The 25,493-nt window shown below is 53.8% G+C and carries 21 protein-coding genes, 2 rRNA genes and 1 pseudogene; 9 read left to right on the forward strand and 15 right to left on the reverse strand.

The genetic code is table 11. The annotated features are described in order from the left end of the window. Positions 1 to 9: 9 nt before the first annotated feature. From era to rpoE, 8 genes are all read right to left on the reverse strand, one after another. The gene (era, locus tag RY075_RS16965) at positions 10 to 915 is read right to left on the reverse strand and encodes a GTPase Era (protein WP_003860709.1); all 906 of its coding nucleotides are present in this window, start codon (positions 913 to 915) and stop codon (positions 10 to 12) included. Beyond that, positions 912 to 1,592, reverse strand: a complete 681-nt coding sequence (gene rnc / locus RY075_RS16970; protein WP_003860711.1) for a ribonuclease III — start codon at positions 1,590 to 1,592, stop codon at positions 912 to 914. Before rnc ends, era begins: the two co-directional genes overlap by 4 nt. Before the next feature lie 223 nt (positions 1,593 to 1,815). Then, positions 1,816 to 2,790, reverse strand: a complete 975-nt coding sequence (gene lepB, locus RY075_RS16975) for a signal peptidase I (protein ID WP_003860712.1) — start codon at positions 2,788 to 2,790, stop codon at positions 1,816 to 1,818. Positions 2,791 to 2,805: 15 nt separating this feature from the next. Beyond that, positions 2,806 to 4,611: a translation elongation factor 4 gene (gene lepA, locus RY075_RS16980; RefSeq protein ID WP_003860714.1), complete on the reverse strand. Its 1,806-nt coding sequence runs from the start codon at positions 4,609 to 4,611 to the stop codon at positions 2,806 to 2,808. Between the two features lie 185 nt (positions 4,612 to 4,796). Next, on the reverse strand, positions 4,797 to 5,273 hold the full coding sequence (gene rseC / locus RY075_RS16985; protein WP_058659563.1) for a SoxR-reducing system protein RseC: 477 nt from the start codon (positions 5,271 to 5,273) through the stop codon (positions 4,797 to 4,799). Continuing rightward, complete coding sequence (gene rseB / locus RY075_RS16990) at positions 5,270 to 6,223, reverse strand: sigma-E factor regulatory protein RseB (RefSeq protein WP_003860717.1); 954 nt, start codon at positions 6,221 to 6,223, stop codon at positions 5,270 to 5,272. Before rseB ends, rseC begins: the two co-directional genes overlap by 4 nt. Continuing rightward, on the reverse strand, positions 6,223 to 6,873 hold the full coding sequence (rseA, locus tag RY075_RS16995; protein ID WP_003860719.1) for an anti-sigma-E factor RseA: 651 nt from the start codon (positions 6,871 to 6,873) through the stop codon (positions 6,223 to 6,225). The genes rseB and rseA overlap by 1 nt, the downstream gene beginning before the upstream one ends. A gap of 31 nt (positions 6,874 to 6,904) precedes the next feature. After that, entirely contained in the window at positions 6,905 to 7,480 is a 576-nt protein-coding gene (gene rpoE, locus RY075_RS17000; RefSeq protein WP_006176728.1) for an RNA polymerase sigma factor RpoE, read from the reverse strand. Between the two features lie 425 nt (positions 7,481 to 7,905). Here rpoE and nadB point away from each other — a divergent pair, with 425 nt between their 5' ends. Further along, the gene (gene nadB / locus RY075_RS17005) at positions 7,906 to 9,525 is read left to right on the forward strand and encodes an L-aspartate oxidase (RefSeq protein ID WP_022651669.1); all 1,620 of its coding nucleotides are present in this window, start codon (positions 7,906 to 7,908) and stop codon (positions 9,523 to 9,525) included. On the opposite strand, the gene RY075_RS17010 is transcribed toward nadB, so the two are convergent. Beyond that, positions 9,510 to 10,247, reverse strand: coding sequence for a tRNA1(Val) (adenine(37)-N6)-methyltransferase (locus tag RY075_RS17010; protein WP_003860724.1), 738 nt, complete (start codon positions 10,245 to 10,247; stop codon positions 9,510 to 9,512). The two genes, nadB and RY075_RS17010, sit on opposite strands and share 16 nt — an antisense overlap. A gap of 132 nt (positions 10,248 to 10,379) precedes the next feature. Between RY075_RS17010 and srmB the strand changes: the two genes are divergently transcribed. Further along, the gene (gene srmB, locus RY075_RS17015; RefSeq protein ID WP_003860725.1) at positions 10,380 to 11,708 is read left to right on the forward strand and encodes an ATP-dependent RNA helicase SrmB; all 1,329 of its coding nucleotides are present in this window, start codon (positions 10,380 to 10,382) and stop codon (positions 11,706 to 11,708) included. A 52-nt stretch (positions 11,709 to 11,760) separates the two neighbouring features. On the opposite strand, the gene grcA is transcribed toward srmB, so the two are convergent. Next, complete coding sequence (gene grcA / locus RY075_RS17020; protein ID WP_003860727.1) at positions 11,761 to 12,144, reverse strand: autonomous glycyl radical cofactor GrcA; 384 nt, start codon at positions 12,142 to 12,144, stop codon at positions 11,761 to 11,763. A gap of 315 nt (positions 12,145 to 12,459) precedes the next feature. On the opposite strand from grcA, the gene ung reads away from it, so the two are divergent. Continuing rightward, positions 12,460 to 13,149, forward strand: a complete 690-nt coding sequence (gene ung / locus RY075_RS17025; protein ID WP_003860729.1) for a uracil-DNA glycosylase — start codon at positions 12,460 to 12,462, stop codon at positions 13,147 to 13,149. Between the two features lie 39 nt (positions 13,150 to 13,188). Here ung and RY075_RS17030 read toward each other — a convergent pair whose 3' ends face one another. Next, positions 13,189 to 14,274: a tRNA/rRNA methyltransferase gene (locus tag RY075_RS17030; RefSeq protein ID WP_022651671.1), complete on the reverse strand. Its 1,086-nt coding sequence runs from the start codon at positions 14,272 to 14,274 to the stop codon at positions 13,189 to 13,191. Between the two features lie 204 nt (positions 14,275 to 14,478). On the opposite strand from RY075_RS17030, the gene trxC reads away from it, so the two are divergent. From trxC to RY075_RS17060, 6 genes and pseudogenes are all read left to right on the forward strand, one after another. Continuing rightward, entirely contained in the window at positions 14,479 to 14,898 is a 420-nt protein-coding gene (gene trxC / locus RY075_RS17035; protein WP_003860733.1) for a thioredoxin TrxC, read from the forward strand. A gap of 70 nt (positions 14,899 to 14,968) precedes the next feature. Next, on the forward strand, positions 14,969 to 15,667 hold the full coding sequence (tapT, locus tag RY075_RS17040; RefSeq protein WP_302378649.1) for a tRNA-uridine aminocarboxypropyltransferase: 699 nt from the start codon (positions 14,969 to 14,971) through the stop codon (positions 15,665 to 15,667). A gap of 35 nt (positions 15,668 to 15,702) precedes the next feature. Continuing rightward, on the forward strand, positions 15,703 to 18,366 hold the full coding sequence (gene pat, locus RY075_RS17045) for a protein lysine acetyltransferase (RefSeq protein WP_302378632.1): 2,664 nt from the start codon (positions 15,703 to 15,705) through the stop codon (positions 18,364 to 18,366). 84 nt (positions 18,367 to 18,450) lie between these two features. Continuing rightward, positions 18,451 to 18,492, forward strand: a pseudogene (locus RY075_RS17050) (hypothetical protein). Beyond that, entirely contained in the window at positions 18,476 to 19,831 is a 1,356-nt protein-coding gene (gene pssA, locus RY075_RS17055) for a CDP-diacylglycerol--serine O-phosphatidyltransferase (RefSeq protein ID WP_045330531.1), read from the forward strand. Before RY075_RS17050 ends, pssA begins: the two are co-directional and overlap by 17 nt. 45 nt (positions 19,832 to 19,876) lie before the next feature. After that, positions 19,877 to 20,200 (forward strand): YfiM family lipoprotein, encoded by a 324-nt coding sequence (locus RY075_RS17060; protein ID WP_003860739.1) that lies wholly within the window; start codon positions 19,877 to 19,879, stop codon positions 20,198 to 20,200. Here RY075_RS17060 and RY075_RS17065 read toward each other — a convergent pair. From RY075_RS17065 to RY075_RS17080, 4 genes are all read right to left on the reverse strand, one after another. Further along, positions 20,197 to 21,504, reverse strand: coding sequence for an MFS family transporter (locus RY075_RS17065; RefSeq protein ID WP_338627855.1), 1,308 nt, complete (start codon positions 21,502 to 21,504; stop codon positions 20,197 to 20,199). The two genes, RY075_RS17060 and RY075_RS17065, sit on opposite strands and share 4 nt — an antisense overlap. Positions 21,505 to 21,655: 151 nt before the next feature. Beyond that, positions 21,656 to 22,108 carry a DUF4385 domain-containing protein gene (locus RY075_RS17070; protein WP_006811623.1) on the reverse strand — a complete coding sequence of 151 codons (453 nt, stop codon included), beginning with the start codon at positions 22,106 to 22,108 and terminating at the stop codon, positions 21,656 to 21,658. A 128-nt stretch (positions 22,109 to 22,236) separates the two neighbouring features. Next, positions 22,237 to 22,352: ribosomal RNA gene (gene rrf, locus RY075_RS17075) — 5S ribosomal RNA — on the reverse strand. A gap of 70 nt (positions 22,353 to 22,422) precedes the next feature. Continuing rightward, positions 22,423 to 25,328: ribosomal RNA gene (locus tag RY075_RS17080) — 23S ribosomal RNA — on the reverse strand. Positions 25,329 to 25,493: the final 165 nt, after the last annotated feature.

The raw sequence follows: 25,493 nt of genomic DNA on the forward strand, positions 1-25,493 counted from the left end.
CGTCTTAGGTTACTGATCTTCGCCGTAACCGAGGCTGCGCAGCGCACGCTCATCATCGGCCCAGCCAGATTTCACTTTCACCCACAGTTCCAGGTGAACCGGTGCTTCAAACATGTCCTGCATGTCTTTACGGGCTTCGATTCCGATAGTTTTGATCTTGGCGCCTTTATTACCGATCACCATCTTCTTCTGCCCTTCACGCTCAACGAGGATCAGACCGTTAATATCGTAACCGCCGCGCTCGTTGCTCTGGAAACGCTCGATCTCCACCGTCACAGAGTACGGCAGTTCAGCGCCCAGGAAACGCATCAGCTTCTCACGGATGATTTCAGACGCCATAAAACGCTGAGAGCGATCGGTGATGTAGTCTTCAGGGAAGTGATGAGTCGCTTCCGGCAGATGCTTGCGCACGATGCCCGCGATGGTATCAACGTTCAGACCCGTCTCCGCAGACAGCGGGACGATGTCGAGGAAGTTCATCTGGCTGCCCAGCCATTGCAGGTGCGGCAGCAGATCGGCTTTTTCCTGCACATTGTCCACTTTATTGACCGCGAGGATCACCGGCGTTTTGCCGTCGCGCAGCTTGTTCAGGACCATTTCGTCGTCCGGCGTCCAGCGGGTGCCTTCCACAACGAAAATCACCAGCTCTACGTCGCCAATGGAGCTGCTCGCCGCCTTGTTCATCAGACGGTTAATGGCGCGCTTCTCTTCCATGTGCAGGCCCGGGGTATCGACGTAAATCGCCTGATACGCGCCTTCAGTATGGATACCGACGATGCGGTGACGCGTGGTCTGCGCCTTACGCGAGGTGATAGAAATCTTCTGCCCAAGCAGATTATTCAGCAGGGTGGATTTGCCAACGTTCGGACGTCCGACGATGGCAATAAATCCGCAATAGGTTTTGTCGATGCTCATTCCAGCTCCAGCATTTTTAACGCCTGTTCGGCGGCAGCCTGTTCAGCCTTACGACGGCTTGAACCCGTGCCGACCACCGGTTCACTCAGGCCACTGACCTGGCAATGGATGGTAAATTCCTGATCGTGCGCTTCGCCACGTACCTGCACCACCAGATAGGATGGCAGCGGCAGATGACGACCCTGCAAATATTCTTGCAGACGCGTTTTAGGATCTTTTTGTTTATCGCCCGGGCTGATTTCGTCCAGGCGGGTCTGATACCAGTTCAGGATCAGCTTTTCTACGGTCTGGATATCGCTGTCCAGGAACACGCCACCGATCAATGCCTCGACCGTATCGGCAAGGATGGATTCACGACGGAAACCACCACTTTTCAGCTCACCTGGCCCCAGACGCAGACATTCACCCAGCTCAAACTCGCGTGCGATTTCAGCGAGGGTATTGCCGCGCACCAGCGTGGCGCGCATGCGGCTCATATCACCTTCGTCCACACGCGGAAAACGATGATAAAGCGCATTTGCAATCACGAAACTTAAAATAGAGTCGCCTAAAAACTCGAGACGCTCATTATGTTTGCTGCTGGCACTGCGATGGGTTAATGCCTGTTGCAACAACTCCTGATGATGAAAAGTGTAGCCCAGCTTCCGTTGAAGCCGATTAATTACGATGGGGTTCATGCGATACCAATAAATGAATGCGTCAAAAATGCAGCACACGAAACCGACCTGAGAAAACCAACGCGGTTTCGTGTGCCGTGGCACCCTTGCAGGGCCAACCTTAAACTTCGGGGGAATATTCTATACACAACGACAGGGGATGTCGTTAGTTCAAAGAGATTTATCGCTGAAATAATTCACGTAGCGGCGAATTAAAGCCGCTACGTGTTATTTTTGACGAAAATTAATGAATTCCGCCAATACGATTCAGGCGAACGCCGGTCGGCCACTCGCCTTCCTGCTTCTCAAAACTCATCCAGATAGCGGTTGCTTTACCGACCAGATTCGCTTCCGGCACAAAGCCCCAGTAACGGCTGTCCGCAGAGTTATCGCGGTTGTCACCCATCATGAAGTAGTGTCCCGGTGGCACAATCCAGGTCGCCAGCTGTTGGCCTGGCTGCTGGTAGTACATTGCCAGTTGATCCTGTGCGATTGGCACGGTCAGAATGCGGTGAGTGACATCGCCCAGCGTCTCTTTCCGTTCAACCAGACGAATACCGTTCTCTTTGGTTTCACCTTTTGGCACCTGGAAGAATCCGCTGGTCGCTTCACCGCCGTTACGGCGGGCAAAGGTCTGCACAAAATCACTTGGCTCAACGTTGGAGTAAGTGACTGGCAGCGCATTTTCACATGCAGTTCCAGAGCTACAGCCTGGCTGAATGGTCACCTCTTTCGCCACCGGATCGTAGGTCACTTTATCGCCCGGCAGACCTACCGCGCGTTTAATATAATCCAGCCGTGGATCTTCCGGATATTTAAACACCACGATGTCGCCACGTTTCGGATGACCCGTTTCGATCAGCGTTTTCTGGTAGATCGGATCTTTGATGCCATAGGCAAACTTCTCAACCAGAATGAAATCACCGATCAGCAGCGTTGGCATCATCGATCCTGACGGGATCTGGAACGGTTCATAGATAAAAGAACGCACCACCAGCACAATCGCCAGCACCGGGAATACCGATGCCCCTGTTTCCAGCCAGCCCGGTTTTGGGCCGACTTTTTTCAGGGTTTTCGCGTCCAGCGCATCGCCCGTGGCTGCCTGCGCGGCAGCCTGACGTTCACGGCGTTTTGGGGCGAAGATAAACTTATCCAGACACCACAACAGACCTGTCACCAGGGTAGCGATGACCAGGATCAGGGCAAACATGTTCGCCATGCCAACTCCTTAAGGTTATTTACCGTTACCGTCTTTACCAACATGAAGGATGGCAAGGAATGCTTCCTGCGGCAGCTCAACGTTACCGACCTGCTTCATACGCTTCTTACCTTCTTTCTGCTTCTGCAACAGCTTTTTCTTACGGCTGACGTCGCCGCCATAGCACTTAGCCAGAACGTTTTTACGCAGCTGCTTCACGGTTGAACGGGCAATGATGTGGTTACCAATGGCCGCCTGAATCGCAATGTCAAACTGCTGACGCGGGATGAGATCTTTCATCTTCTCAACCAGCTCACGACCACGGTACGGTGCGTTATCGTTGTGGGTGATCAGCGCCAGGGCATCAACACGCTCGCCGTTGATCAGTACATCCACGCGAACCATGTTCGAGGCCTGGAAGCGTTTGAAGTTGTAGTCCAGCGACGCATAGCCACGGGAGGTAGACTTCAGACGGTCGAAGAAGTCGAGCACTACTTCCGCCATCGGAATTTCATAGGTCAGCGCCACCTGGTTACCGTGGTAAACCATGTTGGTCTGCACGCCACGCTTCTCAATACACAGGGTGATCACGTTGCCGAGGAACTCCTGCGGCAGCAGCATGTGACACTCTGCGATAGGCTCGCGCAGTTCCTGAATATTATTCAGCGGCGGGAGCTTGGACGGGCTGTCGACGTAGATCACCTCTTTCGACGTGGTTTCTACTTCGTAGACAACCGTCGGGGCGGTGGTGATCAGATCCAGATCGTATTCACGCTCCAGACGTTCCTGAATGATCTCCATGTGCAGCAGACCGAGGAAGCCACAGCGGAAGCCGAAGCCCAGCGCCGTTGAGCTTTCTGGCTCGTAGAACAGGGAGGCATCGTTGAGGCTCAGCTTTCCGAGCGCATCGCGGAAGTTTTCGTAATCGTCAGAGCTGACCGGGAACAGACCCGCATAAACCTGCGGTTTCACCTTTTTGAAGCCTGGCAGCGCTTTATCTGCCGGGTTACGTGCACCGGTCAGGGTATCACCCACCGGCGCGCCGAGGATATCTTTAATGGCACAGACCAGCCAGCCCACTTCGCCGCATTTCAGCTCGGTACGGTCAACCTGTTTTGGCGTGAAGATGCCCAGACGGTCAGCGTTGTAGACCTGGCCGGTGCTCATGACCTTGATTTTGTCGCCTTTACGCATGGTGCCGTTTTTAATACGCACCAGCGAAACAACGCCGAGGTAGTTATCAAACCAGGAGTCGATGATCAGCGCCTGTAGCGGCGCATCCGGGTCACCTTCCGGCGGCGGAATATCACGCACCAGACGTTCCAGTACATCCGGAACACCGACGCCGGTTTTCGCCGAGCAGCGCACTGCATCGGTCGCATCAATACCGACGATGTCTTCAATCTCTTCCGCTACGCGCTCAGGATCGGCGGCTGGCAGGTCGATTTTATTCAGAACCGGCACCACTTCGAGATCCATTTCCATGGCGGTGTAGCAGTTTGCCAGCGTCTGGGCCTCTACGCCCTGTCCGGCATCCACCACCAGCAGCGCGCCTTCGCAGGCCGCCAGCGAGCGTGACACTTCATAAGAGAAGTCAACGTGCCCTGGGGTGTCGATAAAGTTCAGCTGATAGGTTTCACCATCGGAAGCTTTATAGTCGAGCGTCACGCTCTGCGCTTTGATGGTAATACCGCGTTCGCGTTCCAGGTCCATGGAGTCCAGAACCTGGGCTGCCATTTCACGATCAGACAGGCCACCGCAAATCTGGATAATACGGTCAGACAGCGTCGACTTACCGTGGTCAATGTGAGCAATGATCGAAAAGTTACGTATGTTCTTCATATAGTTAAATAATTATGCCTTACGAATTCCTGGAGGCCGCTGTTCTTAGCCTGACGTTTTTCAGTGCGAAAACGCAGCATTCTACACTACATCCTCGTCAGCTGGAACTGCACTTAGAGCCAGGTATAGCGCGAAGAGACGGCGTTTTCTTTATGGCGATGTAAATAATAATAAAGCCCGGCAGATCACCGGGCCTTAGAAGAGAGCGTCTCAACACGAAGTTGGTCGGGTGCCAGTGCAACGCTGAGGATAACGGGCTGCCACGCTTCCCGGGCGGCAAGCCTTGGGGAAACGCCTTTAGCAAGCCAGAACCCGCCCACGCCGCCCAACGCGGCCCCGCACATGGCGGCCAAATCTGTGCCGAACAGCATCTGGAAAACCCCGCCCATCACGAACAGGCCTGCGAGCGGAGAAAGGTAAACCAGCATGGCGGAAGTGAGCAGGCTACCTTCAGCGATGCCGAGCTCCACTTTTTGCCCTGCCACCAGCGGCTGAGCGCTCGGCACAGTAATAGTGTGCGACGTTTGCGGCCCCAGCTTATTCAACACGCGGCTGCCGCAACCGGCTCGTGAAGCGCAGCTGCTGCATGATGCTTTAACGTCACAGCTAACAAGCGCTACGCCATCCTGCCAGGATACGACCGTGGCCCACTCTTTAATCATTGCGCAGCCCTGAATTTAATGCTGTCTGAAATACGTTTTGCCGTTGGCGGCGGTAATTCACCGACAATGGTAATTTCCGCATTATCGCGCACCGTCGTGCTGACCGTCCGGCGACCGGTACGGAGCATCTGTTCGGAACTGTTCGCCGTAGCGCGATTGATATTCACCGAGAAGCTAAACAGCCCATCGGAATAGAGTCGCGACTCAACCGGAGTTTCGATAGTGGGCAGCTGGCGACGACTGCTGGAAACTTCGCTGAACCCTTGCGGGATCCAGGATGGTACCCAGTTAAAATTGACAGAATCGCCGGCAGGCACGGAAAGCAAAGGCGGCAGGCTGGCTTTGGCCAGATTCTGCATGCTGTTGCCGACCTGACTGTTTACGTCAAAGGAGATCACACGGAACTGCTCCAGCGTTTCACCGTCGCGATCGAGCAGATCAACGCGCATCGGCAGCTTCGTCTCTGCGTCAATCCAGACGATATAGCTGTAACGCGTCCCATCCCGCGCAACAACGCGGATCACTTCGCACAGCCTGTCGGCAATACGCGTTCGCCCCACCGAGATAAAATCATAGTAGGGGGCGAGACGTTTAAAATCGGTGTAAATGAGCGACGGCAGGGAGTCAACGATGTAGTCACCATTGAGCGTAAACGGCTCAAGGCCAGGCTCGAAATAGCTGATTTCGTTCCCACGCTGGACCACTTCCCGACGCGGGCCATCCATCTGTAAAAGCTGGGCGAGCGGCTGGTTATCAAGGCGGGCGTGGCGATAGCGTAACGATTCGACACCCTGCTTATTGATGCTGATAAATGCCAACTCGTAATTGAGTGACTGGCTGGCCAGATTCATTTGCTGCAACAACGCCCCGGATGAAACATCAGCCGAGGCGTTAGCAGAGAAGAACAGGCTACCCGCCATCAAAGACATGGCGAACCAAAGTTGCTTCATTACTGCGATTGCGTTCCTAAAGTTTGGTTTCCTGGCACCTGCACAGCAGCCTGCTGGGTTTGGGCCTGCTCAAACTGAAGCTGCTCGGAGTGCAGACGGCGCTGCAACTCGTAATCCTGCAACATCGCATTAATGCGACGGCGCTGCTCCTGTACCTGCTGTTGCTGTCCGCCGCTTGCGGAGGCATCTGCCGGTACGCCCAGGCTAACCGGGCTGGCTTTACCCATCATCGGCAGCGTATTAAACACTGGCGCTTCAGGTTGCTGATTGGCTTCAGACTGAGTGTTATAGTGCTGGACCCCAACGATAACTGCAAGCGATACGCACGCAGCGACCCCCATCTGGGTGAGCTGGCTGGCCCATGGACGCACCTTGTGCCAGAACGGCATTTTCTGCCACTGGTGAGGTGCAGGCTGCGCTTCAGGAATCAGCGGCGTGGTCTGATGAACAGGTTCGTTCTCAATGGCCGCCATAACGCGTGCTGAGATATCGAAATGGAGAACCTCACTGGTATCACCGCGCAGCGTGTCGCGGATAAGATGATAGCTCTCCCAGGTCTGTTGCATTTCGGGAGAATGAGACAACTCATCGAGCAGCTCATTATCCAGCGTTTCACCATCCATTAAAGCGGAAAGTTTTTCTTTCTGCATGCCTAATACCTTTTCCAGTATCCCGCTATCGTCAACGCCTGATAAGCGGTTGAACTTTATTATCAATGGCTTCTCGCGCACGGAAAATTCGTGAACGAACCGTGCCGACCGGACAATCCATGATGGCGGCTATCTCTTCATAGCTTAGGCCATCCAGCTCCCGTAACGTAATTGCCATGCGTAAATCTTCCGGGAGCGACTCGATCGTGCGAAAAACGATTTGTCTCAGTTCTTCTGACAACATTAAGTTCTCAGGGTTCGAAATTTCTTTCAGCGCGCCGCCACTTTCGAAGTTTTCTGCGTCGATAGCGTCAACATCACTTGAAGGCGGACGCCGGCCCTGAGCAACCAAATAATTCTTAGCCGTATTGACTGCAATACGATACAGCCAGGTATAAAAAGCACTATCCCCCCGGAATGAATCCAGCGCGCGATAGGCCTTAATAAAAGACTCTTGTACAACATCAGGAACATCGCCTGACGGTACATAGCGGGAAACCAGACTCGCTACCTTATGCTGGTAGCGCACCACCAGTAGGTTAAAAGCTTTCTGATCTCCCTTCTGGACCCGTTCAACCAGGACCTGGTCCGTTAACTGCTCGCTCATCCGAGGTAATGTCTCCCCAAACCAAATTCCACGCGTTATCGAAACGCCACTCTAACAACATTGCACTTTGAGCAAGCACCGAATTAGAGTGTCTGTTCTTCAATAAGTTCCGTAACGCCTTTGTTTTTGTTCATCGCGCCGCAGACCATTCATTTTCTCTCATTATAAGTCTGTTCACGATACGCACCCGCTTTCTGACAAGAATCATTAACTTTATCGTCAGAAGAGTAACGCAACACAGGCTTTATTTCACCACAAAATCTGAAGCTAACGATCTGCTTCGCAAAATATTTCCGGCCATTTAGCGCAGATTTAACCTCCGGGATTCCGTTTAGTCATTGCAACACACCTCAAAAAAAACGTGCGATATCTCGCATCGCAATGCTATTCTCCCCACACCATGTTTAGTAAATTAAACAAACATCATGAACACGACGCCTGAACTTCATTGTGATGTACTGATCATTGGCAGCGGTGCTGCCGGCCTCTCCCTCGCACTGCGCCTGGCGGAACATCAGAACGTAATCGTGCTGAGTAAAGGGCCGATGAGCGAAGGTTCCACCTTCTATGCACAAGGCGGTATTGCCGCGGTGTTTGATGAAACGGATAGCATTGCCTCGCACGTAGAAGACACCCTGATTGCCGGTGCCGGGATCGTGGATGAGCATGCCGCAGAGTTTGTCGCCAGCAATGCCCGCCACTGCGTGCAATGGCTTATCGATCAGGGCGTGCTGTTTGATACGCAGGTTCAGCCTAATGGTGAAGAGAGCTATCACCTGACCCGTGAAGGCGGGCACAGCCACCGCCGTATTCTGCACGCTGCTGATGCAACCGGAAAAGCGGTTGAAACCACGCTGGTCAGCAAAGCCCTCAGCCATCCCAATATTCGGGTACTGGAGCGCAGCAACGCCGTCGACCTGATTATTTCCGATAAAATTGGCCTGCCCGGCACGCGCCGTGTTGTCGGCGCATGGGTGTGGAATCGGAATAAAGAGAAGGTGGAAACCTGCCAGGCAAAAGCCGTTGTGCTGGCCACCGGCGGCGCCTCCAAGGTTTACCAGTACACGACAAACCCGGATATCGCCTCCGGAGACGGTATCGCCATGGCCTGGCGCGCAGGTTGCCGCGTGGCGAATCTGGAGTTTAACCAGTTCCATCCTACCGCCCTGTTCCACCCGCAGGCGCGTAACTTCCTGTTAACTGAAGCGTTGCGTGGCGAAGGCGCGTATCTGAAGCGTCCGGACGGTTCCAGGTTTATGCCGGACTTCGACCCCCGAGGTGAACTGGCACCGCGGGATATCGTGGCCCGCGCCATTGACCACGAGATGAAGCGGCTTGGCGTGGACTGTATGTATCTGGACATTAGCCATAAACCGGCAGACTTTATTCGCCAGCACTTCCCGATGATTTATGAAAAGCTGCTGAGTCTGGGTATTGATCTAACCCGCGATCCGGTGCCGATTGTACCTGCCGCCCACTATACCTGTGGCGGGGTGATGGTTGACGATCATGGTCGTACCGACGTGGATGGTTTGTATGCGATCGGCGAGGTCAGCTATACCGGCCTGCATGGTGCGAATCGCATGGCCTCAAACTCGCTGCTGGAGTGTCTGGTGTATGGGTGGTCGGCTGCGGAAGATATTACCAAACGCATGCCCTATGCACGTCCGACAACACACTTGCCGGCATGGGATGAAAGTCGGGTAGAAAACCCGGACGAACTGGTGGTAATCCAGCATAACTGGCACGAGCTGCGGCTTTTCATGTGGGATTATGTCGGGATTGTACGTACAACGAAGCGTCTGGAACGCGCGTTACGCCGCATCATGATGTTGCAGCAGGAAATCGATGAATATTACGCCAACTTCCGCGTTTCTAATAATCTGCTGGAGCTGCGCAACCTTGTGCAGGTTGCCGAGCTGATTGTGCGCTGTGCAATGATGCGCAAAGAGAGCCGTGGCCTGCATTATACGCTGGACTATCCCGAACCGCTTGAAACGTCCGGGCCGTCGGTGTTGACGCCGCAGGTTCACATAAAAAGATAAAAGGCCTGGGTCAGAGCTGTGTAATCTTCGGAATAACGCTGGTCTGGCCCACGAATGACCATCCTGTCGATAAAGCACTCGCCCTCTTTCGGCGAGAGTGCCAGCAACACGCGGTGCGGTAAGCGTCCTTCCGTATCCGAAATATCGGTACGAAGACGCAGATTCCAGCCGATCTCATGTGCGATCTCAATGAAGGTATTACCCGTGCTTTCAGGCAAGACCACGCAGAAAAATCCCTCTTCCGAGATGAGCTCCGCCGCACTGGTCAGTAGCGCCTTGTGATCGAGCGAGCCGGTGTAACGTGCCTGCTCGCGTTCCGGCGTGCCACATTCCACGCCTGGCGTGAAATACGGCGGATTGCTGACAATCAAATCGTAACGCGCGGTCTGCTCCGGCGCCCAGGTCAGGACATCGGCGCATTCTACCCTGATGCGTTCTGCCCACGGAGAGTCGGCAGCGTTTTCACTTGCCTGCCGGGCCGCCTGAGGATCAAGCTCAACGGCATCGATCGTGACGTGTTCTTCCGTTCGCTGCGCCAGCATCAGCGCCTGAAGTCCGCTGCCCGTACCAATATCCAGAATGCGTTTTACACCTGCGACAGGAGCCCATGCCCCCAGTAAAATACCGTCTGTACCGACTTTCATCGCACAACGATCGTGCGCCACAAAAAACTGTTTAAACGTAAAACCATCGCGGCGCAACTGCGCTTTGAGTTGAGACATGTCGGGGCAACCTTCTGAGTGAAACTGGAGTAGCATAGGGGAAAGCGAAGTGGTCGAAAAGCGATATCCATACAAACAGATGAAGATTACAGCCGTAACGTCTATAATCAGCGCCCCACACAGAGGTAGAACATGACTGTAACGACTTTTTCCGAACTTGAACTCGATGAAAGCCTGCTCAATGCCCTTGAGAGCAAAGGCTTTACACGCCCGACCGCCATTCAGGCCGCGGCCATTCCGCCTGCGCTTGAGGGCCGCGATGTGCTCGGTTCTGCGCCAACCGGCACGGGGAAGACAGCAGCCTACTTGCTGCCTGTGTTGCAGCATTTGCTCGACTTTCCGCGTAAAAAATCAGGCCCGCCGCGCATTTTGATCCTGACCCCGACCCGTGAACTGGCGATGCAGGTTGCCGAACACGCGCGTGAGCTGGCGGCGAACACCCATCTGGATATCGCGACCATCACCGGCGGCGTAGCGTATATGAACCACGCCGAAGTGTTCAGCGAAAACCAGGATATCGTTGTCGCGACGACAGGCCGTCTGCTGCAATACATAAAAGAAGAGAACTTCGACTGCCGCGCAGTGGAAACGCTGATTCTCGATGAAGCTGACCGCATGCTGGACATGGGCTTTGCCCAGGATATCGAACACATCGCGGGTGAAACGCGCTGGCGTAACCAGACAATGCTGTTCTCGGCAACCCTTGAAGGGGATGCCATTAAAGATTTCGCCGAACGTCTGCTGGAAGATCCGGTGGAAGTGTCCGCTACGCCATCGACCCGTGAGCGTAAGAAGATCCACCAGTGGTACTACCGCGCAGATAACCTTGAGCATAAGGTTGAGTTGTTGAAACACCTGCTGAAGCAGGAAGAGGCAACCCGTACCATCGTATTCGTACGCAAACGTGAGCGCGTGCATGAACTGGCAGAAATGCTGCGCAATGCCGGTATCAACAACTGCTATCTCGAAGGTGAAATGGCGCAGGTTAAGCGTACCGAAGGGATTAAGCGCCTGACCGATGGCCGCGTGAATGTGCTGGTTGCCACCGACGTTGCCGCGCGCGGGATCGACATCCCGGACGTGAGCCACGTGATCAACTTTGATATGCCGCGCAGCGGTGATACTTACCTGCACCGTATTGGTCGTACCGGCCGTGCGGGCCGCAAAGGTATTGCTATCTCTCTGGTAGAAGCGCACGACCATTTGCTGCTACAGAAAATTGGCCGCTACGTTGAGGAGCCGCTGAAAGCTCGCGTGATTGACGGACTTCGTCCGACCACACGTGCGCCGAGTGAAAAAATGACGGGTAAACCGTCCAAGAAAGCGCTCGCGAAACGTGCTGAGAGAAAAGAGAAAGAAAAAGAGAAGCCGCGCGTTAAACAGCGCCACCGCGATACCAAAAATATTGGTAAGCGCCGTAAGCCAAGCTCTGCTGCGTCTGAGACAAAAACGGAAGAGTAAAAAAAAGCCGGGACATTCCCGGCTTTTTTATTCCACCCCCAAAGCTGAAACCTTACAGGCTTTCAGTAAAGGTACGCGCGATAACGTCGCGCTGCTGTTCCGGGGTCAGAGAGTTGAAACGCACCGCATAGCCAGACACACGGATGGTCAGCTGCGGGTATTTTTCCGGGTGCTCAACGGCATCCATCAGCGTTTCGCGACGCAGGACGTTAACGTTCAGGTGCTGACCACCTTCCACGCGTACTTCTGGCTGCACTTGCATTGGAATTTCACGGTATTCAATTTCGCCCAGTTTGCTCACCGGAACGATTTCGTCTTCCGCAAAACCTGCTTTCGCTACTACACAGCGCGCTTCGTTTTTCTCGCTGTCCAGCAGCCAGAAAGAGTTCAGCAGATCGTCATTTGCAGCTTTAGTAATCTGGATACCTGTAATCATGTGTTGCCTCCCTTAGGCTACATTAACTGATGCTGGCCTTTTGCGGCCAATTGGTAAAACCATTGTTTGTTGTGTGTATATATAACATTCAGTCCCGGGTGATTTATTGATTTAAATCAACAAAACCACCAACCACACAAAGAGTGTGGTCTGTATTTTTTGTTTTAGATCAATTTTAAAGGTTTACCAATTCAACTTATCCTGCCTGGTTTTCAACATAAATTGAGTCACTTAGCCTGCTTTTCCGCGGGTAATTTTGCTCATTGGTGTTTAACAGGTAAGCTAGACACAGAATGAGATTCGCAGGAGAGCGAGATGACAACACCTTTAACCTGGCATGACGTGCTGGCTGAAGAGAAGCAGCAGCCCTATTTTATAAATACCCTCAGTACCGTTGCGGCTGAACGGCAGGCCGGCCAGACAATTTATCCGCCGCAGAAAGATGTGTTTAACGCCTTCCGCTACACCGAACTGAGCGATGTAAAGGTGGTTATCCTGGGGCAGGATCCATACCACGGCCCCGGGCAGGCTCACGGACTGGCATTTTCCGTACGTCCGGGCGTGGCCATCCCCCCTTCTCTGTTGAATATGTATAAAGAGCTGGAAGGAACGATTCCGGGTTTCACCCGCCCTAATCACGGTTATCTGGAAAGCTGGGCGCGCCAGGGCGTGCTGTTGCTGAATACCGTATTAACTGTCCGGGCGGGTCAGGCACACTCCCACGCCAGTCTGGGATGGGAAACCTTTACCGATAAGGTTATCAGCCTGATCAATGAGCATCGTGAAGGCGTCGTGTTTTTACTCTGGGGTTCGCATGCCCAAAAGAAAGGGGCGATTATCGATCGTCAGCGTCATCACGTGCTGAAGGCGCCGCACCCGTCGCCGCTGTCTGCGCATCGTGGTTTCTTTGGCAGTAATCATTTTGTTCTGACGAATGAGTGGCTGGAAAAGCGTGGCGAAAAGCCGATTGACTGGATGCCTGTGTTACCGGCAGAGAGCGAGTAGGGTTTGAATGTGCCGGGTCAGGCCCGGCACATAAAAGGCTTATGCCTTGTTCTGACGCCACCATTCCGCCAGCAGCACGCCGGTCGCAACGGATACGTTCAGGCTTTCAACGTTGCCAGTGCCGTCGATAGAGACGCTCAGGTCAGCGCTGGAGAGTGCCGCATCAGACAGACCATCGCGCTCCTGACCTAACACCAGCACCATTTTGCGCGGCAACGTCGCTTTAAACAACGGCGTAGCGGCACGGCTTGAGGTGGTGACAATGGTGTAGCCCGCTTTACGGAATTGTTCAAGGGCTTCCAGCACGCTGTCGCCGGTGATCGGCTGAACGTGCTCTGCACCACCTTCCGCAGTACGAATCGCCGCACCGGATTCCAGCAGCGCGGCATCCTGCAACAGAACGCCTTTCACGCCAAAGTGCGCGCAGCTACGCATCATAGCGCCCAGGTTATGCGGGTTACCCACATCTTCCAGCGCCAGTACGCAGTCATCGGCATCCGCCTGGCTAACCCACTGCTGCACGGTAGTGCCGTTACGTTTTTTGATCAGGAAGCAGACGCCGCCGTGGTGTTCTGTACCGGACGCTTTTGTCAGCTCGGCATCGTCAACCACGTGGTAGGCTTTGCGGTTCGCCGCCATCCAGCGCAGCGCTTCTTTAAAGCGCGGGGTCACGCTCTGGATAAACCATGCACGAACGATACACTCCGGGCGGCTCTGGAACAGGGCCTGACAGGCGTTCTCACCGTAGACACGGGTCTCTTCCGCACGCTGACGACGCAGCACTTCCGGATCGATAAAGCTTTTTCCGCTGATACCGCCGTGATCGGCTTTTTCGGTCGTCTCTTCACCGGGCGCGCGAGAAACGGTACGCCATGGCGATCCACCGTCGCGGACAAAATCATCGCGTTTGCGATCGTCACGCTTACGGTCATCACGTTTGCGGTCATCGCCGCGGTTATTTCTGTCATCGCGGGCGGGGCGACGGCCACCGTCTGCACGAGAAGACGCCGGACGCCCGCCACCTTTTCCGGTACGCGGATTTTGGGTGCGTTTATCAGAGTCATCATCACTGCGGACATACATCACTTTGACCTTGCCGCTTTTGTTTTTCATTTCGTCGTTCATGCTTTTCTCCACCAGCGCTGCGCGAAGCGCGCAGATTACCCGATGTGCAAGCTCATAGCCATAATTTCGTACAAAAGCCTGTGACTATTGTTCCCATTGAATAAAACGCGTTGTCGTTTCATACAGGCTCACTGATAATATGTAACATATCAGAAACATTATCGGCGTTCTGCCGTTGTTCCACGGCTCTATCAGAGGTTAGTTATGAATACCGTATGTGCCAACTGTCAGGCTTTAAACCGCATTCCGGACGATCGGATGGATGACGGTGCGAAATGCGGGCGTTGTGGCCACGAATTATTTGATGGCGATGTCATTAACGCGACGGGTGCTACGCTGGACAAACTCCTCAAGGACGATCTGCCTGTTGTGGTCGATTTCTGGGCACCGTGGTGCGGCCCCTGCCGTAACTTTGCGCCCATCTTCGAAGACGTGGCTGAAGAGCGCAGCGGGAAAATGCGTTTTGTCAAAGTGAATACCGAAGCGGAACGTGAACTCAGCGCCCGTTTTCGCATTCGCAGCATTCCAACCATTATGATTTTCAAAAATGGTGAAGTGATCGACATGCTCAATGGTGCAGTACCGAAAGCGCCTTTCGACAGCTGGTTAAACGAATCCCTGTAACATTCGCGGGGCATATCTTGTGCCCCGTTCTCTCCTCTGCGAAAATGGGGTTTTTCCTGCCTTTTCGCCCATGACTGATAACGCTGTACTTCAATTACGCGCCGAGCGCCTTGCGCGCGCCACCCGCCCTTTTCTGGCCCGAGGCAATCGTATTCGCCGCTGCCAGCGCTGCCTTTTACCGCTGAAAGTGTGTCTGTGCGAAACGCTTGCACCGAGCGAGGCGAAAAGCCGCTTTTGTCTGGTCATGTTCGATACCGAACCGATGAAGCCCAGCAACACAGGGCGTTTGATCGCCGATATTCTGCCCAACACCGCAGCGTTTCAGTGGTCGCGCACTGAGCCACCTCAGGCTCTGCTCGACCTGGTGGCAAGCCCGGACTATCAGCCCATGGTCGTTTTCCCGGCATCATATGCAGGCGAACAACGTCAGGTACTTACGGCGCCACCATCCGGTAAGCCGCCGCTGTTTATTATGCTCGACGGCACCTGGACCGAAGCAAGAAAGATGTTTCGCAAAAGCCCTTATCTTGATGCGCTGCCGGTGATTTCCGTCGATCTGTCGCATGTTTCGGCCTATCGCTTGCGTGAAGCGCATGCCGACGGTCAATATTGCACCGCTGAAGTCGCCATAGCGCTACTGGATCTGGCGGGCGATACCCAGGCGGCCGGCGCGCTGGGCAGTCACTTCTCCTGCTTCCGCGAACGTTATCTTGCGGGAAAAACCGTTCATAAGGGTAGTGTCACAGCAACTGAGGCAGAAAGCGTTTAAAATCATCAGGTCGCTTGCATTCACAGGAGGCCTGCATGAGCCAGAGAGGGTTAGAAGCGCTACTCCGTCCGAAATCCATTGCCGTTATTGGCGCCTCGATGAAACCGGACCGCGCAGGGTATCTGATGATGCGCAATCTGCTGGCTGGCGGATTTAACGGCCCGGTCATGCCCGTTACGCCCGCTTATAAGGCGGTACAGGGGGTGCTGGCGTGGCCGGACGTGCAAAGTTTACCGTTTGTTCCCGACCTCGCCGTGCTCTGTACGCATGCGAAACGAAACCTCGAATTGCTTGAGTCGCTCGGTCAGAAAGGCTGTAAAACCTGCATTATTCTTTCCTCGCCTCCTGAACAGCAGCCCGAACTGCTGGCCTGCGCCAGCCGCTACCAGATGCGCATTCTTGGTCCAAATAGCCTCGGTCTGCTTGCGCCCTGGCAAGGGCTGAATGCCAGTTTTTCCCCGGTTCCGATCCGTAAAGGCAAACTGGCCTTTATTTCGCAGTCGGCTGCGGTATCCAATACCATCCTCGACTGGGCGCAGCAGCGTGAGATGGGCTTTTCCTATTTCATTGCCCTCGGCGACAGCCTGGACATTGACGTCGATGAGCTGTTGGATTTCCTGGCGCGTGACAGCAAAACCAGCGCTATCCTGCTCTACCTTGAACACCTGAGCGACGCCCGTCGTTTTGTGTCGGCGTCGCGTAGCGCATCACGTAATAAACCGATTCTGGTCATCAAAAGCGGGCGCAGCCCCGCGGCTCAGCGCCTGCTACATTCCCGTTCCGGGATGGATCCCGCATGGGATGTAGCGATCCAGCGCGCCGGTTTATTGCGGGTACAGGATACGCACGAGCTTTTTTCCGCCGTCGAAACGTTAAGCCACATGCGCCCCCTGCGCGGTGAAAAGCTGATGATTGTCAGCAACGGTGCAGCTCCCGCCGCCCTGGCGCTGGACGAGCTCTGGCTACGCAACGGCAAGCTGGCCACGCTGGGTGAAGAGACGCTCCGGCGCCTGCGGGATGCGTTACCGGGAAGCGTTGTTCCCGATAATCCCCTCGATTTGCGCGATGATGCCAGCAGCGATCGTTACATTAAGGCGATCACGATTTTGCTGGATAGCCAGGACTTTGATGCGCTGATGATTATCCATTCGCCCAGCGCGGTTGCGCCAGGCAGCGAAAGTGCGCGTGCGCTGATTGAGGCGGTCCGAAACCATCCCCGCGGTAAATACGTTACCCTGCTGACCAACTGGTGCGGCGAATTCTCCTCGCAGGAGGCACGGCGTCTGTTTAGTGAAGCCGGGTTGCCAACCTACCGTACCCCAGAGGGCACCATTACCGCGTTTATGCATATGGTTGAATACCGCCGCAACCAGAAGCAGCTGCGTGAAACGCCTGCCCTGCCGGGCAATCTCACCGCAAATTCGGTGGATGTGCACAGGCTTTTGCAGCAGGCCATCGAAGAGGGCGCCACTTCTCTTGATACACATGAGGTACAACCCATTCTTGGCAGTTATGGAATGCAAACCCTGCCCACCTGGATTGCCGGCGACAGCGCTGAGGCGGTACATATTGCTGAGCAGATTGGTTATCCGGTCGCGCTGAAGCTGCGCTCTCCCGATATTCCGCACAAATCGGATGTGCAGGGCGTCATGCTGTATCTGCGCACCGCGACAGAAGTACAACAGGCCGCGGATGCCATTATCGATCGCGTAAAAATGACGTGGCCACAGGCCAGGATCCACGGCCTGCTGGTGCAGAGCATGGCCAACCGTGCAGGTGCGCAGGAGCTGCGCGTGGTTGTCGAACACGATCCGGTTTTTGGTCCGCTCATTATGCTGGGTGAAGGCGGCGTTGAGTGGCGGCCAGAAGAACAGGCGGTTGTCGCGCTTCCCCCTCTGAACATGAACCTGGCGCGTTATTTAATTATTCAGGCCATCAAAAGCAAAAAAATCCGCGGGAGAAGCGCTCTGCGGCCGCTTGATATCGCCGGATTAAGCCAGTTTCTGGTGAAGGTCTCCAACCTCATTGTTGACTGTGCGGAGATCCAGCGCCTGGATATTCACCCCCTTCTTGCCTCCGGAAATGAATTTACCGCCCTGGACGTGACGCTGGATATTGCGCCCTATATCGGTGACCCGGAAAGCCGTCTCGCCATTCGTCCTTATCCTCTTCATCTGGAAGAGTGGGTGGAGATGAAAAATGGGGAGCGGGCGCTGTTTCGCCCTATCCTGCCGGAAGACGAGCCGCTGCTGCGGGCGTTCATCTCGCAGGTGACGAAGGAAGATTTGTACTATCGCTATTTCAGCGAAATCAATGAATTTACCCATGACGATTTAGCCAATATGACCCAGATCGACTACGATCGAGAAATGGCGATTGTGGCGGTCCGCCGTTCCGGAGCGGGAGAGGAGATCCTCGGCGTGACGCGCGCTATTTCCGACCCGGATAACGTGGATGCGGAGTTTGCCGTACTGGTGCGTTCCGATCTTAAGGGTTTGGGGTTGGGCAGACGGCTGCTCGAAAAACTTATTGGTTATACGCGCGATCACGGATTGTCACGCCTGAATGGCATTACTATGCCAAACAATCGGGGTATGGTGACCCTGGCGCGGAAGCTCGGTTTTGACGTTGATATCCAGCTGGATGAAGGCATTGTCTCTCTGTCCCTCAGCCTGACTTCGACGGATAAACAAGAGTAAGCTGCTGGAAATGTTACCCACTTTTACCGGCACTGGGGTATCATTGTCCGCTTATGTTGTTTGCCTGGTACAGACAACCCTTCAATGAACAGAGAAGAAACGCACTGTGATGTTGTCAAAATTTAAGCGTAATAAACATCAACAACACCTTGCTCAACTACCGAAGATTTCTCAGTCAGTTGATGATGTAGAGTTCTTTTATGCTCCCGCTCATTTCCGGGAGACGCTTCTTGAAAAGATTGCCAGCGCTACGCGACGTATTTGCATTGTGGCGCTCTATCTTGAACAAGATGAAGGTGGGCGTGCGATCCTGAACGCGCTCTATGAAGCGAAACGTCAGCGTCCGGAACTGGATGTTCGCGTGCTGGTTGACTGGCACCGTGCTCAGCGTGGCCGTATTGGTGCGGCTGCCTCGAATACCAATGCTGACTGGTATTGCCGCACGGCCCAGGAAAATCCGGGTATTGATATCCCGGTGTATGGCGTACCGGTGAATACCCGTGAAGCGCTTGGCGTTCTTCATTTTAAAGGATTTATCATTGATGACAGCGTCCTTTATAGCGGCGCCAGCCTGAATGATGTGTATCTCCATCAGCTCGATAAATACCGCTACGATCGCTACCATCTGATCCGCAATCCGCAGATGGCTGACATCATGTTCAACTGGGTTGATAAAAACCTGGTTCATGGTCGGGGTGTGCACCGTCTTGACGATCCTCATCGTCCGAAAAGCCCGGAAATCAAAAACGACGTTCGCTCCTTCCGCCAGGAACTGCGCGATGCGGTTTATCGTTTTCAGGGTGATGCCAGTAATGAAGAACTGTCCGTTACGCCTCTGGTAGGCCTGGGAAAATCCAGCCTGCTGAACAAGACCATCTTTCATTTGATGCCGTGCGCTGAGCATAAGCTCACCATCTGCACCCCGTACTTCAACCTTCCCGCCGTTCTGGTGCGTAATATCATTCAGCTGTTGCGTGATGGTAAAAAGGTGGAAATCATTGTCGGGGATAAAACGGCAAATGACTTTTTCATTCCGGAAGATCAGCCTTTCAAGATCATCGGCGCACTGCCTTATCTCTATGAGATTAACCTGCGCCGCTTCCTGAGCCGTTTACAGTACTATGTGAACACGGACCAGCTGGTTGTGCGTCTCTGGAAAGATGAAGACAACAGCTATCACCTCAAAGGGATTTGGGTGGATGACGAGTGGATGCTGCTGACCGGTAATAACCTGAACCCACGCGCCTGGCGTCTGGATCTGGAAAACGCCATCCTTATTCATGATCCTCAGCATGCGTTAGCCGCGAAACGCGATCGTGAGCTGGAGCTTATACGCACGCATACCACCGTGGTTCGTCATTATCGCGATCTGCAAAGCATCGCTGATTATCCGGTGAAAGTTCGCAAGCTGATTCGCCGTCTACGTCGGATCCGTATCGACCGCCTCATCAGCCGCATTCTGTAATACACGAGCCCTGTCATCGACGGGGCTTTTTTATGGAGTCTGTTAATGCGTACGCCTTTCCTGATAATCCCTCTTTTCCTGACCGGTTGCAGCCATATGGCTAATGATAACTGGTCGGGTCAGGATAAAGCTCAACACTTTCTGGCGTCTGCAATGTTGTCCGCTGCGGGTAATGAGTATGCGCTGCACCAGGGGTATAGCCGGGATCGAAGTGCCACAATGGGCCTGATGTTCTCCATCAGCCTGGGGGCATCAAAAGAACTTTGGGATAGCCGCCCCTCGGGAAGCGGCTGGAGCTGGAAAGATTTTGCCTGGGACGTAGCCGGGGCAACAACCGGCTACGCCGTCTGGCAGATGGCGCATTATTAAAGGCGGATCCCTTTTCCTTTACGATGCAGCATCAGGGAGACAATAAACGCCAGCGCCCCCATGATGGTGACATACCAGAAGAAGGTCGTTTCACTGCCCCATGACTTTAGGGATAGCGCGACATATTCTGCTGATCCGCCAAACAGGGCGTTAGCGACCGCATAAGAGAGGCCTACGCCCAGCGCCCTCACCTGTGCGGGAAACATTTCCGCTTTCAAAATGCCACTGATTGCCGTGTAAAAACTAATAATAATAAGTGCCACCATAATCAAAGCGAAAGCGGCATACGGAGAGGTTGTATGCTGTAGCGCCGTCAAAAGCGGAACAGTCCCCAGGGTGAGCATGCCACCAAAGATCAGCATGGAGGTGCGGCGACCTATTTTGTCCGACAGCGCGCCAACAATCGGCTGGATGAGCATAAAGACCAGTAACGCCACCGTCATGACGACACTCGCAACGTTAGCATGCATGCCCGTCGTGTTGACCAGATATTTTTGCATATAGGTGGTGAAGGTATAGAAGCTTAGCGAGCCTGCGGCGGTAAAGCCTAATACCATCAAAAATGCTTTGCGGTTACGCCACAACCCTTTCATCGAACCGGCTTCTTTCAGCGCCCTGACCTCCTGCTGGGAGGTTTCATCAAGCTGACGGCGTAACCACAGCGCCACAACCGCCAGGGCGGCCCCCAGGGCAAACGGGATGCGCCAGCCCCAGGCGCGTAAATCTTCATCGCTAAGGATTTGTTGAAGGATCACCACAACCAGTAACGCCAGTAGCTGTCCGCCAATGAGGGTTACATACTGGAATGATGCATAGAAACCTTTGCGCCCTTCAACAGCCACTTCGCTCATGTATGTCGCGCTGGTGCCGTATTCGCCACCCACTGACAGCCCCTGGAACAGACGTGCCAGCAACAGCAACGCCGGTGCCCATGTTCCGATTGTGTCATATCCGGGCAAGCAGACAATCACCAGCGAGCCGACGCACATCATGCACACAGAGATGAGCATGGATGTCTTGCGCCCTTTCCTGTCCGCGATCCTGCCGAACAGCCATCCGCCAATGGGACGCATCAGGAACCCGGCGGCAAAAACGCCTGCGGTTTGCAGAAGCTGCGTTGTGGTGTTCCCTGATGGGAAAAAGATATGCGCAAAGTAGAGTGAACAGAATGAATAGACGTAAAAATCAAACCACTCTACAAGGTTCCCCGATGAGGCTCCAACAATTGCCCAAACCCGACGGCGAGTATCCTTGCCTGCTAAACTTGTGTTATCCGTATCTGCACTGGCTACGGTTTCTGTCATTTTAAAATCCCCTGTCTCACATTGCGGGCCATTGCCCACAAACAGTAAAACCGGATTTAAAACGAATCGTTAGGTAAATAAAATGTTTCCAATATGTTTCATTGGATTTTGTGAACTCGATCAGGTATCGAATTATTAGCGGACGTAGTAATTATCCCCACGCTTGCTGGTGAGCCTTTTTTCGCTGCAAATAATCTTCATCAGCACGAATTTTATCCCACCACGTTTTGAATACCGCAGCGGCCTCTGCTTTTACTGGATCGTGATCGAGGGGTTTGACCTGGCGCTTCTCATCATACTTTTTTCCGCCTTTATGATTGGCGTATCGCCGGGCACGGGTATATCCCATCTGTATGAATTTACGCGCCATATCCATACCTACAAAATCGTTATTCCTGCGGTACTCTTCAAAGAGGGCGTAGATCTCTTCTGCCGAACGCGCTGCGACTTCAGCATTTTTATAACGCCAGTGTGGAAGGATTTCGCTTTTATAAGGCTCGACCATCAATACGCCCTGCTCACCCCGGCCCACCTGATACCGTTCGGGATGTTCGCGAAAATTAATATTGGCAAAATCTTGTTGATAATCAAAGGGACGAGTCAAAGCGGCACCATTGTTAAAATTGTTTTAACAATTGTAGGCCGGATAAGGGGAAGCCGCCATCCGGCATGTTTTCCGCGCCCAAAGCAAAAAACCCCGTACCTTACGGTACGGGGTTTTTCTTGTTTGATGCCTGGCAGTTCCCTACTCTCACATGGGGAGACCCCACACTACCATCGGCGCTACGGCGTTTCACTTCTGAGTTCGGCATGGGGTCAGGTGGGACCACCGCGCTAAAGCCGCCAGGCAAATTCTGTTTAATCTGTATCAGGCTGAAAATCGTGTCTGTCTCTTCGCCAAAACACCTTCGGCGTTGTAAGGTTAAGCCTCACGGTTCATTAGTATCGGTTAGCTCAACGCATCGCTGCGCTTACACACCCGACCTATCAACGTCGTCGTCTTCAACGTTCCTTCAGGAGACTTAAAGTCTCAGGGAGAACTCATCTCGGGGCAAGTTTCGTGCTTAGATGCTTTCAGCACTTATCTCTTCCGCATTTAGCTACCGGGCAGTGCCATTGGCATGACAACCCGAACACCAGTGATGCGTCCACTCCGGTCCTCTCGTACTAGGAGCAGCCCCCCTCAATTCTCCAGCGCCCACGGCAGATAGGGACCGAACTGTCTCACGACGTTCTAAACCCAGCTCGCGTACCACTTTAAATGGCGAACAGCCATACCCTTGGGACCTACTTCAGCCCCAGGATGTGATGAGCCGACATCGAGGTGCCAAACACCGCCGTCGATATGAACTCTTGGGCGGTATCAGCCTGTTATCCCCGGAGTACCTTTTATCCGTTGAGCGATGGCCCTTCCATTCAGAACCACCGGATCACTATGACCTGCTTTCGCACCTGCTCGCGCCGTCACGCTCGCAGTCAAGCTGGCTTATGCCATTGCACTAACCTCCTGATGTCCGACCAGGATTAGCCAACCTTCGTGCTCCTCCGTTACTCTTTGGGAGGAGACCGCCCCAGTCAAACTACCCACCAGACACTGTCCGCAACCCGGATCACGGGTCTACGTTAGAACACCAGCCATTAAAGGGTGGTATTTCAAGGATGGCTCCACGCAGACTGGCGTCCACGCTTCAAAGCCTCCCACCTATCCTACACATCAAGGACCAGTGTTCAGTGTCAAGCTATAGTAAAGGTTCACGGGGTCTTTCCGTCTTGCCGCGGGTACACTGCATCTTCACAGCGAGTTCAATTTCACTGAGTCTCGGGTGGAGACAGCCTGGCCATCATTACGCCATTCGTGCAGGTCGGAACTTACCCGACAAGGAATTTCGCTACCTTAGGACCGTTATAGTTACGGCCGCCGTTTACCGGGGCTTCGATCAAGAGCTTCGCGTTGCCGCTGACCCCATCAATTAACCTTCCGGCACCGGGCAGGCGTCACACCGTATACGTCCACTTTCGTGTTTGCACAGTGCTGTGTTTTTAATAAACAGTTGCAGCCAGCTGGTATCTTCGACTGATTTCAGCTCCGTCCGCAGGGACTTCACCTACATATCAGCGTGCCTTCTCCCGAAGTTACGGCACCATTTTGCCTAGTTCCTTCACCCGAGTTCTCTCAAGCGCCTTGGTATTCTCTACCTGACCACCTGTGTCGGTTTGGGGTACGATTTCGTGTTACCTGATGCTTAGAGGCTTTTCCTGGAAGCAGGGCATTTATCACTTCAGCACCGTAGTGCCTCGTCATCACACCTCAGCGTTAACAAGGTACCGGATTTACCTGGAACCTCCGCCTACATGCTTAAACCGGGACAACCGTCGCCCGGCTGACATAGCCTTCTCCGTCCCCCCTTCGCAGTAACACCAAGTACAGGAATATTAACCTGTTTCCCATCGACTACGCCTTTCGGCCTCGCCTTAGGGGTCGACTCACCCTGCCCCGATTAACGTTGGACAGGAACCCTTGGTCTTCCGGCGAGCGGGCTTTTCACCCGCTTTATCGTTACTTATGTCAGCATTCGCACTTCTGATACCTCCAGCATGCCTCACAGCACACCTTCAACGGCTTACAGAACGCTCCCCTACCCAACAACGCATAAGCGTCGCTGCCGCAGCTTCGGTGCATGGTTTAGCCCCGTTACATCTTCCGCGCAGGCCGACTCGACCAGTGAGCTATTACGCTTTCTTTAAATGATGGCTGCTTCTAAGCCAACATCCTGGCTGTCTGTGCCTTCCCACATCGTTTCCCACTTAACCATGACTTTGGGACCTTAGCTGGCGGTCTGGGTTGTTTCCCTCTTCACGACGGACGTTAGCACCCGCCGTGTGTCTCCCGTGATAACATTCTTCGGTATTCGTAGTTTGCATCGGGTTGGTAAGCCGGGATGGCCCCCTAGCCGAAACAGTGCTCTACCCCCGAAGATGAGTTCACGAGGCGCTACCTAAATAGCTTTCGGGGAGAACCAGCTATCTCCCGGTTTGATTGGCCTTTCACCCCCAGCCACAGGTCATCCGCTAATTTTTCAACATTAGTCGGTTCGGTCCTCCAGTTAGTGTTACCCAACCTTCAACCTGCCCATGGCTAGATCACCGGGTTTCGGGTCTATACCCTGCAACTTAACGCCCAGTTAAGACTCGGTTTCCCTTCGGCTCCCCTATACGGTTAACCTTGCTACAGAATATAAGTCGCTGACCCATTATACAAAAGGTACGCAGTCACCCCATAAAGAGGCTCCCACTGCTTGTACGTACACGGTTTCAGGTTCTTTTTCACTCCCCTCGCCGGGGTTCTTTTCGCCTTTCCCTCACGGTACTGGTTCACTATCGGTCAGTCAGGAGTATTTAGCCTTGGAGGATGGTCCCCCCATATTCAGACAGGATACCACGTGTCCCGCCCTACTCTTCGAGTTCACAGCATGTGCATTTTCGTGTACGGGACTATCACCCTGTACCGTCGGACTTTCCAGACCGTTCCACTAACACACAAGCTGATTCAGACTCCGGGCTGCTCCCCGTTCGCTCGCCGCTACTGGGGGAATCTCGGTTGATTTCTTTTCCTCGGGGTACTTAGATGTTTCAGTTCCCCCGGTTCGCCTCGTTAACCTATGTATTCAGTTAACGATAGTGTGTCGGAACACACTGGGTTTCCCCATTCGGACATCGCCGGGTCAAAGGTTCATATCACCTCGCCGGCGCTTTTCGCAGATTAGCACGTCCTTCATCGCCTCTGACTGCCAGGGCATCCACCGTGTACGCTTAGTCGCTTAACCTCACAACCCGAAGATGTTTCACTTCTGATTGCGAAAATTTGAGAGACTCGAACACACATGAGCTGTGTGTCGTTTCAATTTTCAGCTTGATCCAGATTTTTAAAGAGCAAATATCTCAAAAGTGACTCGCAAGTCAGTTTTGAGATATGGCGGCAGGTGACTTTC

The sequence above is a fragment of the Enterobacter sp. JJBC genome (assembly GCF_036936505.1).
GTDB classification, from domain to species: Bacteria; Pseudomonadota; Gammaproteobacteria; order Enterobacterales; family Enterobacteriaceae; genus Enterobacter; species Enterobacter hormaechei_C.

What these genes read in the sequence shown, in the direction of transcription:
- era (WP_003860709.1), bottom strand. Translation starts at nt 915, where the DNA reads ATGAGCATCGACAAAACCTATTGCGGATTTATTGCCATCGTCGGACGT.
- rnc (WP_003860711.1), bottom strand. Translation starts at nt 1,592, where the DNA reads ATGAACCCCATCGTAATTAATCGGCTTCAACGGAAGCTGGGCTACACT.
- lepB (WP_003860712.1), bottom strand. Translation starts at nt 2,790, where the DNA reads ATGGCGAACATGTTTGCCCTGATCCTGGTCATCGCTACCCTGGTGACA.
- lepA (WP_003860714.1), bottom strand. Translation starts at nt 4,611, where the DNA reads ATGAAGAACATACGTAACTTTTCGATCATTGCTCACATTGACCACGGT.
- rseC (WP_058659563.1), bottom strand. Translation starts at nt 5,273, where the DNA reads ATGATTAAAGAGTGGGCCACGGTCGTATCCTGGCAGGATGGCGTAGCG.
- rseB (WP_003860717.1), bottom strand. Translation starts at nt 6,223, where the DNA reads ATGAAGCAACTTTGGTTCGCCATGTCTTTGATGGCGGGTAGCCTGTTC.
- rseA (WP_003860719.1), bottom strand. Translation starts at nt 6,873, where the DNA reads ATGCAGAAAGAAAAACTTTCCGCTTTAATGGATGGTGAAACGCTGGAT.
- rpoE (WP_006176728.1), bottom strand. Translation starts at nt 7,480, where the DNA reads ATGAGCGAGCAGTTAACGGACCAGGTCCTGGTTGAACGGGTCCAGAAG.
- nadB (WP_022651669.1), top strand. Translation starts at nt 7,906, where the DNA reads ATGAACACGACGCCTGAACTTCATTGTGATGTACTGATCATTGGCAGC.
- RY075_RS17010 (WP_003860724.1), bottom strand. Translation starts at nt 10,247, where the DNA reads ATGTCTCAACTCAAAGCGCAGTTGCGCCGCGATGGTTTTACGTTTAAA.
- srmB (WP_003860725.1), top strand. Translation starts at nt 10,380, where the DNA reads ATGACTGTAACGACTTTTTCCGAACTTGAACTCGATGAAAGCCTGCTC.
- grcA (WP_003860727.1), bottom strand. Translation starts at nt 12,144, where the DNA reads ATGATTACAGGTATCCAGATTACTAAAGCTGCAAATGACGATCTGCTG.
- ung (WP_003860729.1), top strand. Translation starts at nt 12,460, where the DNA reads ATGACAACACCTTTAACCTGGCATGACGTGCTGGCTGAAGAGAAGCAG.
- RY075_RS17030 (WP_022651671.1), bottom strand. Translation starts at nt 14,274, where the DNA reads ATGAACGACGAAATGAAAAACAAAAGCGGCAAGGTCAAAGTGATGTAT.
- trxC (WP_003860733.1), top strand. Translation starts at nt 14,479, where the DNA reads ATGAATACCGTATGTGCCAACTGTCAGGCTTTAAACCGCATTCCGGAC.
- tapT (WP_302378649.1), top strand. Translation starts at nt 14,969, where the DNA reads ATGACTGATAACGCTGTACTTCAATTACGCGCCGAGCGCCTTGCGCGC.
- pat (WP_302378632.1), top strand. Translation starts at nt 15,703, where the DNA reads ATGAGCCAGAGAGGGTTAGAAGCGCTACTCCGTCCGAAATCCATTGCC.
- pssA (WP_045330531.1), top strand. Translation starts at nt 18,476, where the DNA reads ATGTTGTCAAAATTTAAGCGTAATAAACATCAACAACACCTTGCTCAA.
- RY075_RS17060 (WP_003860739.1), top strand. Translation starts at nt 19,877, where the DNA reads ATGCGTACGCCTTTCCTGATAATCCCTCTTTTCCTGACCGGTTGCAGC.
- RY075_RS17065 (WP_338627855.1), bottom strand. Translation starts at nt 21,504, where the DNA reads ATGACAGAAACCGTAGCCAGTGCAGATACGGATAACACAAGTTTAGCA.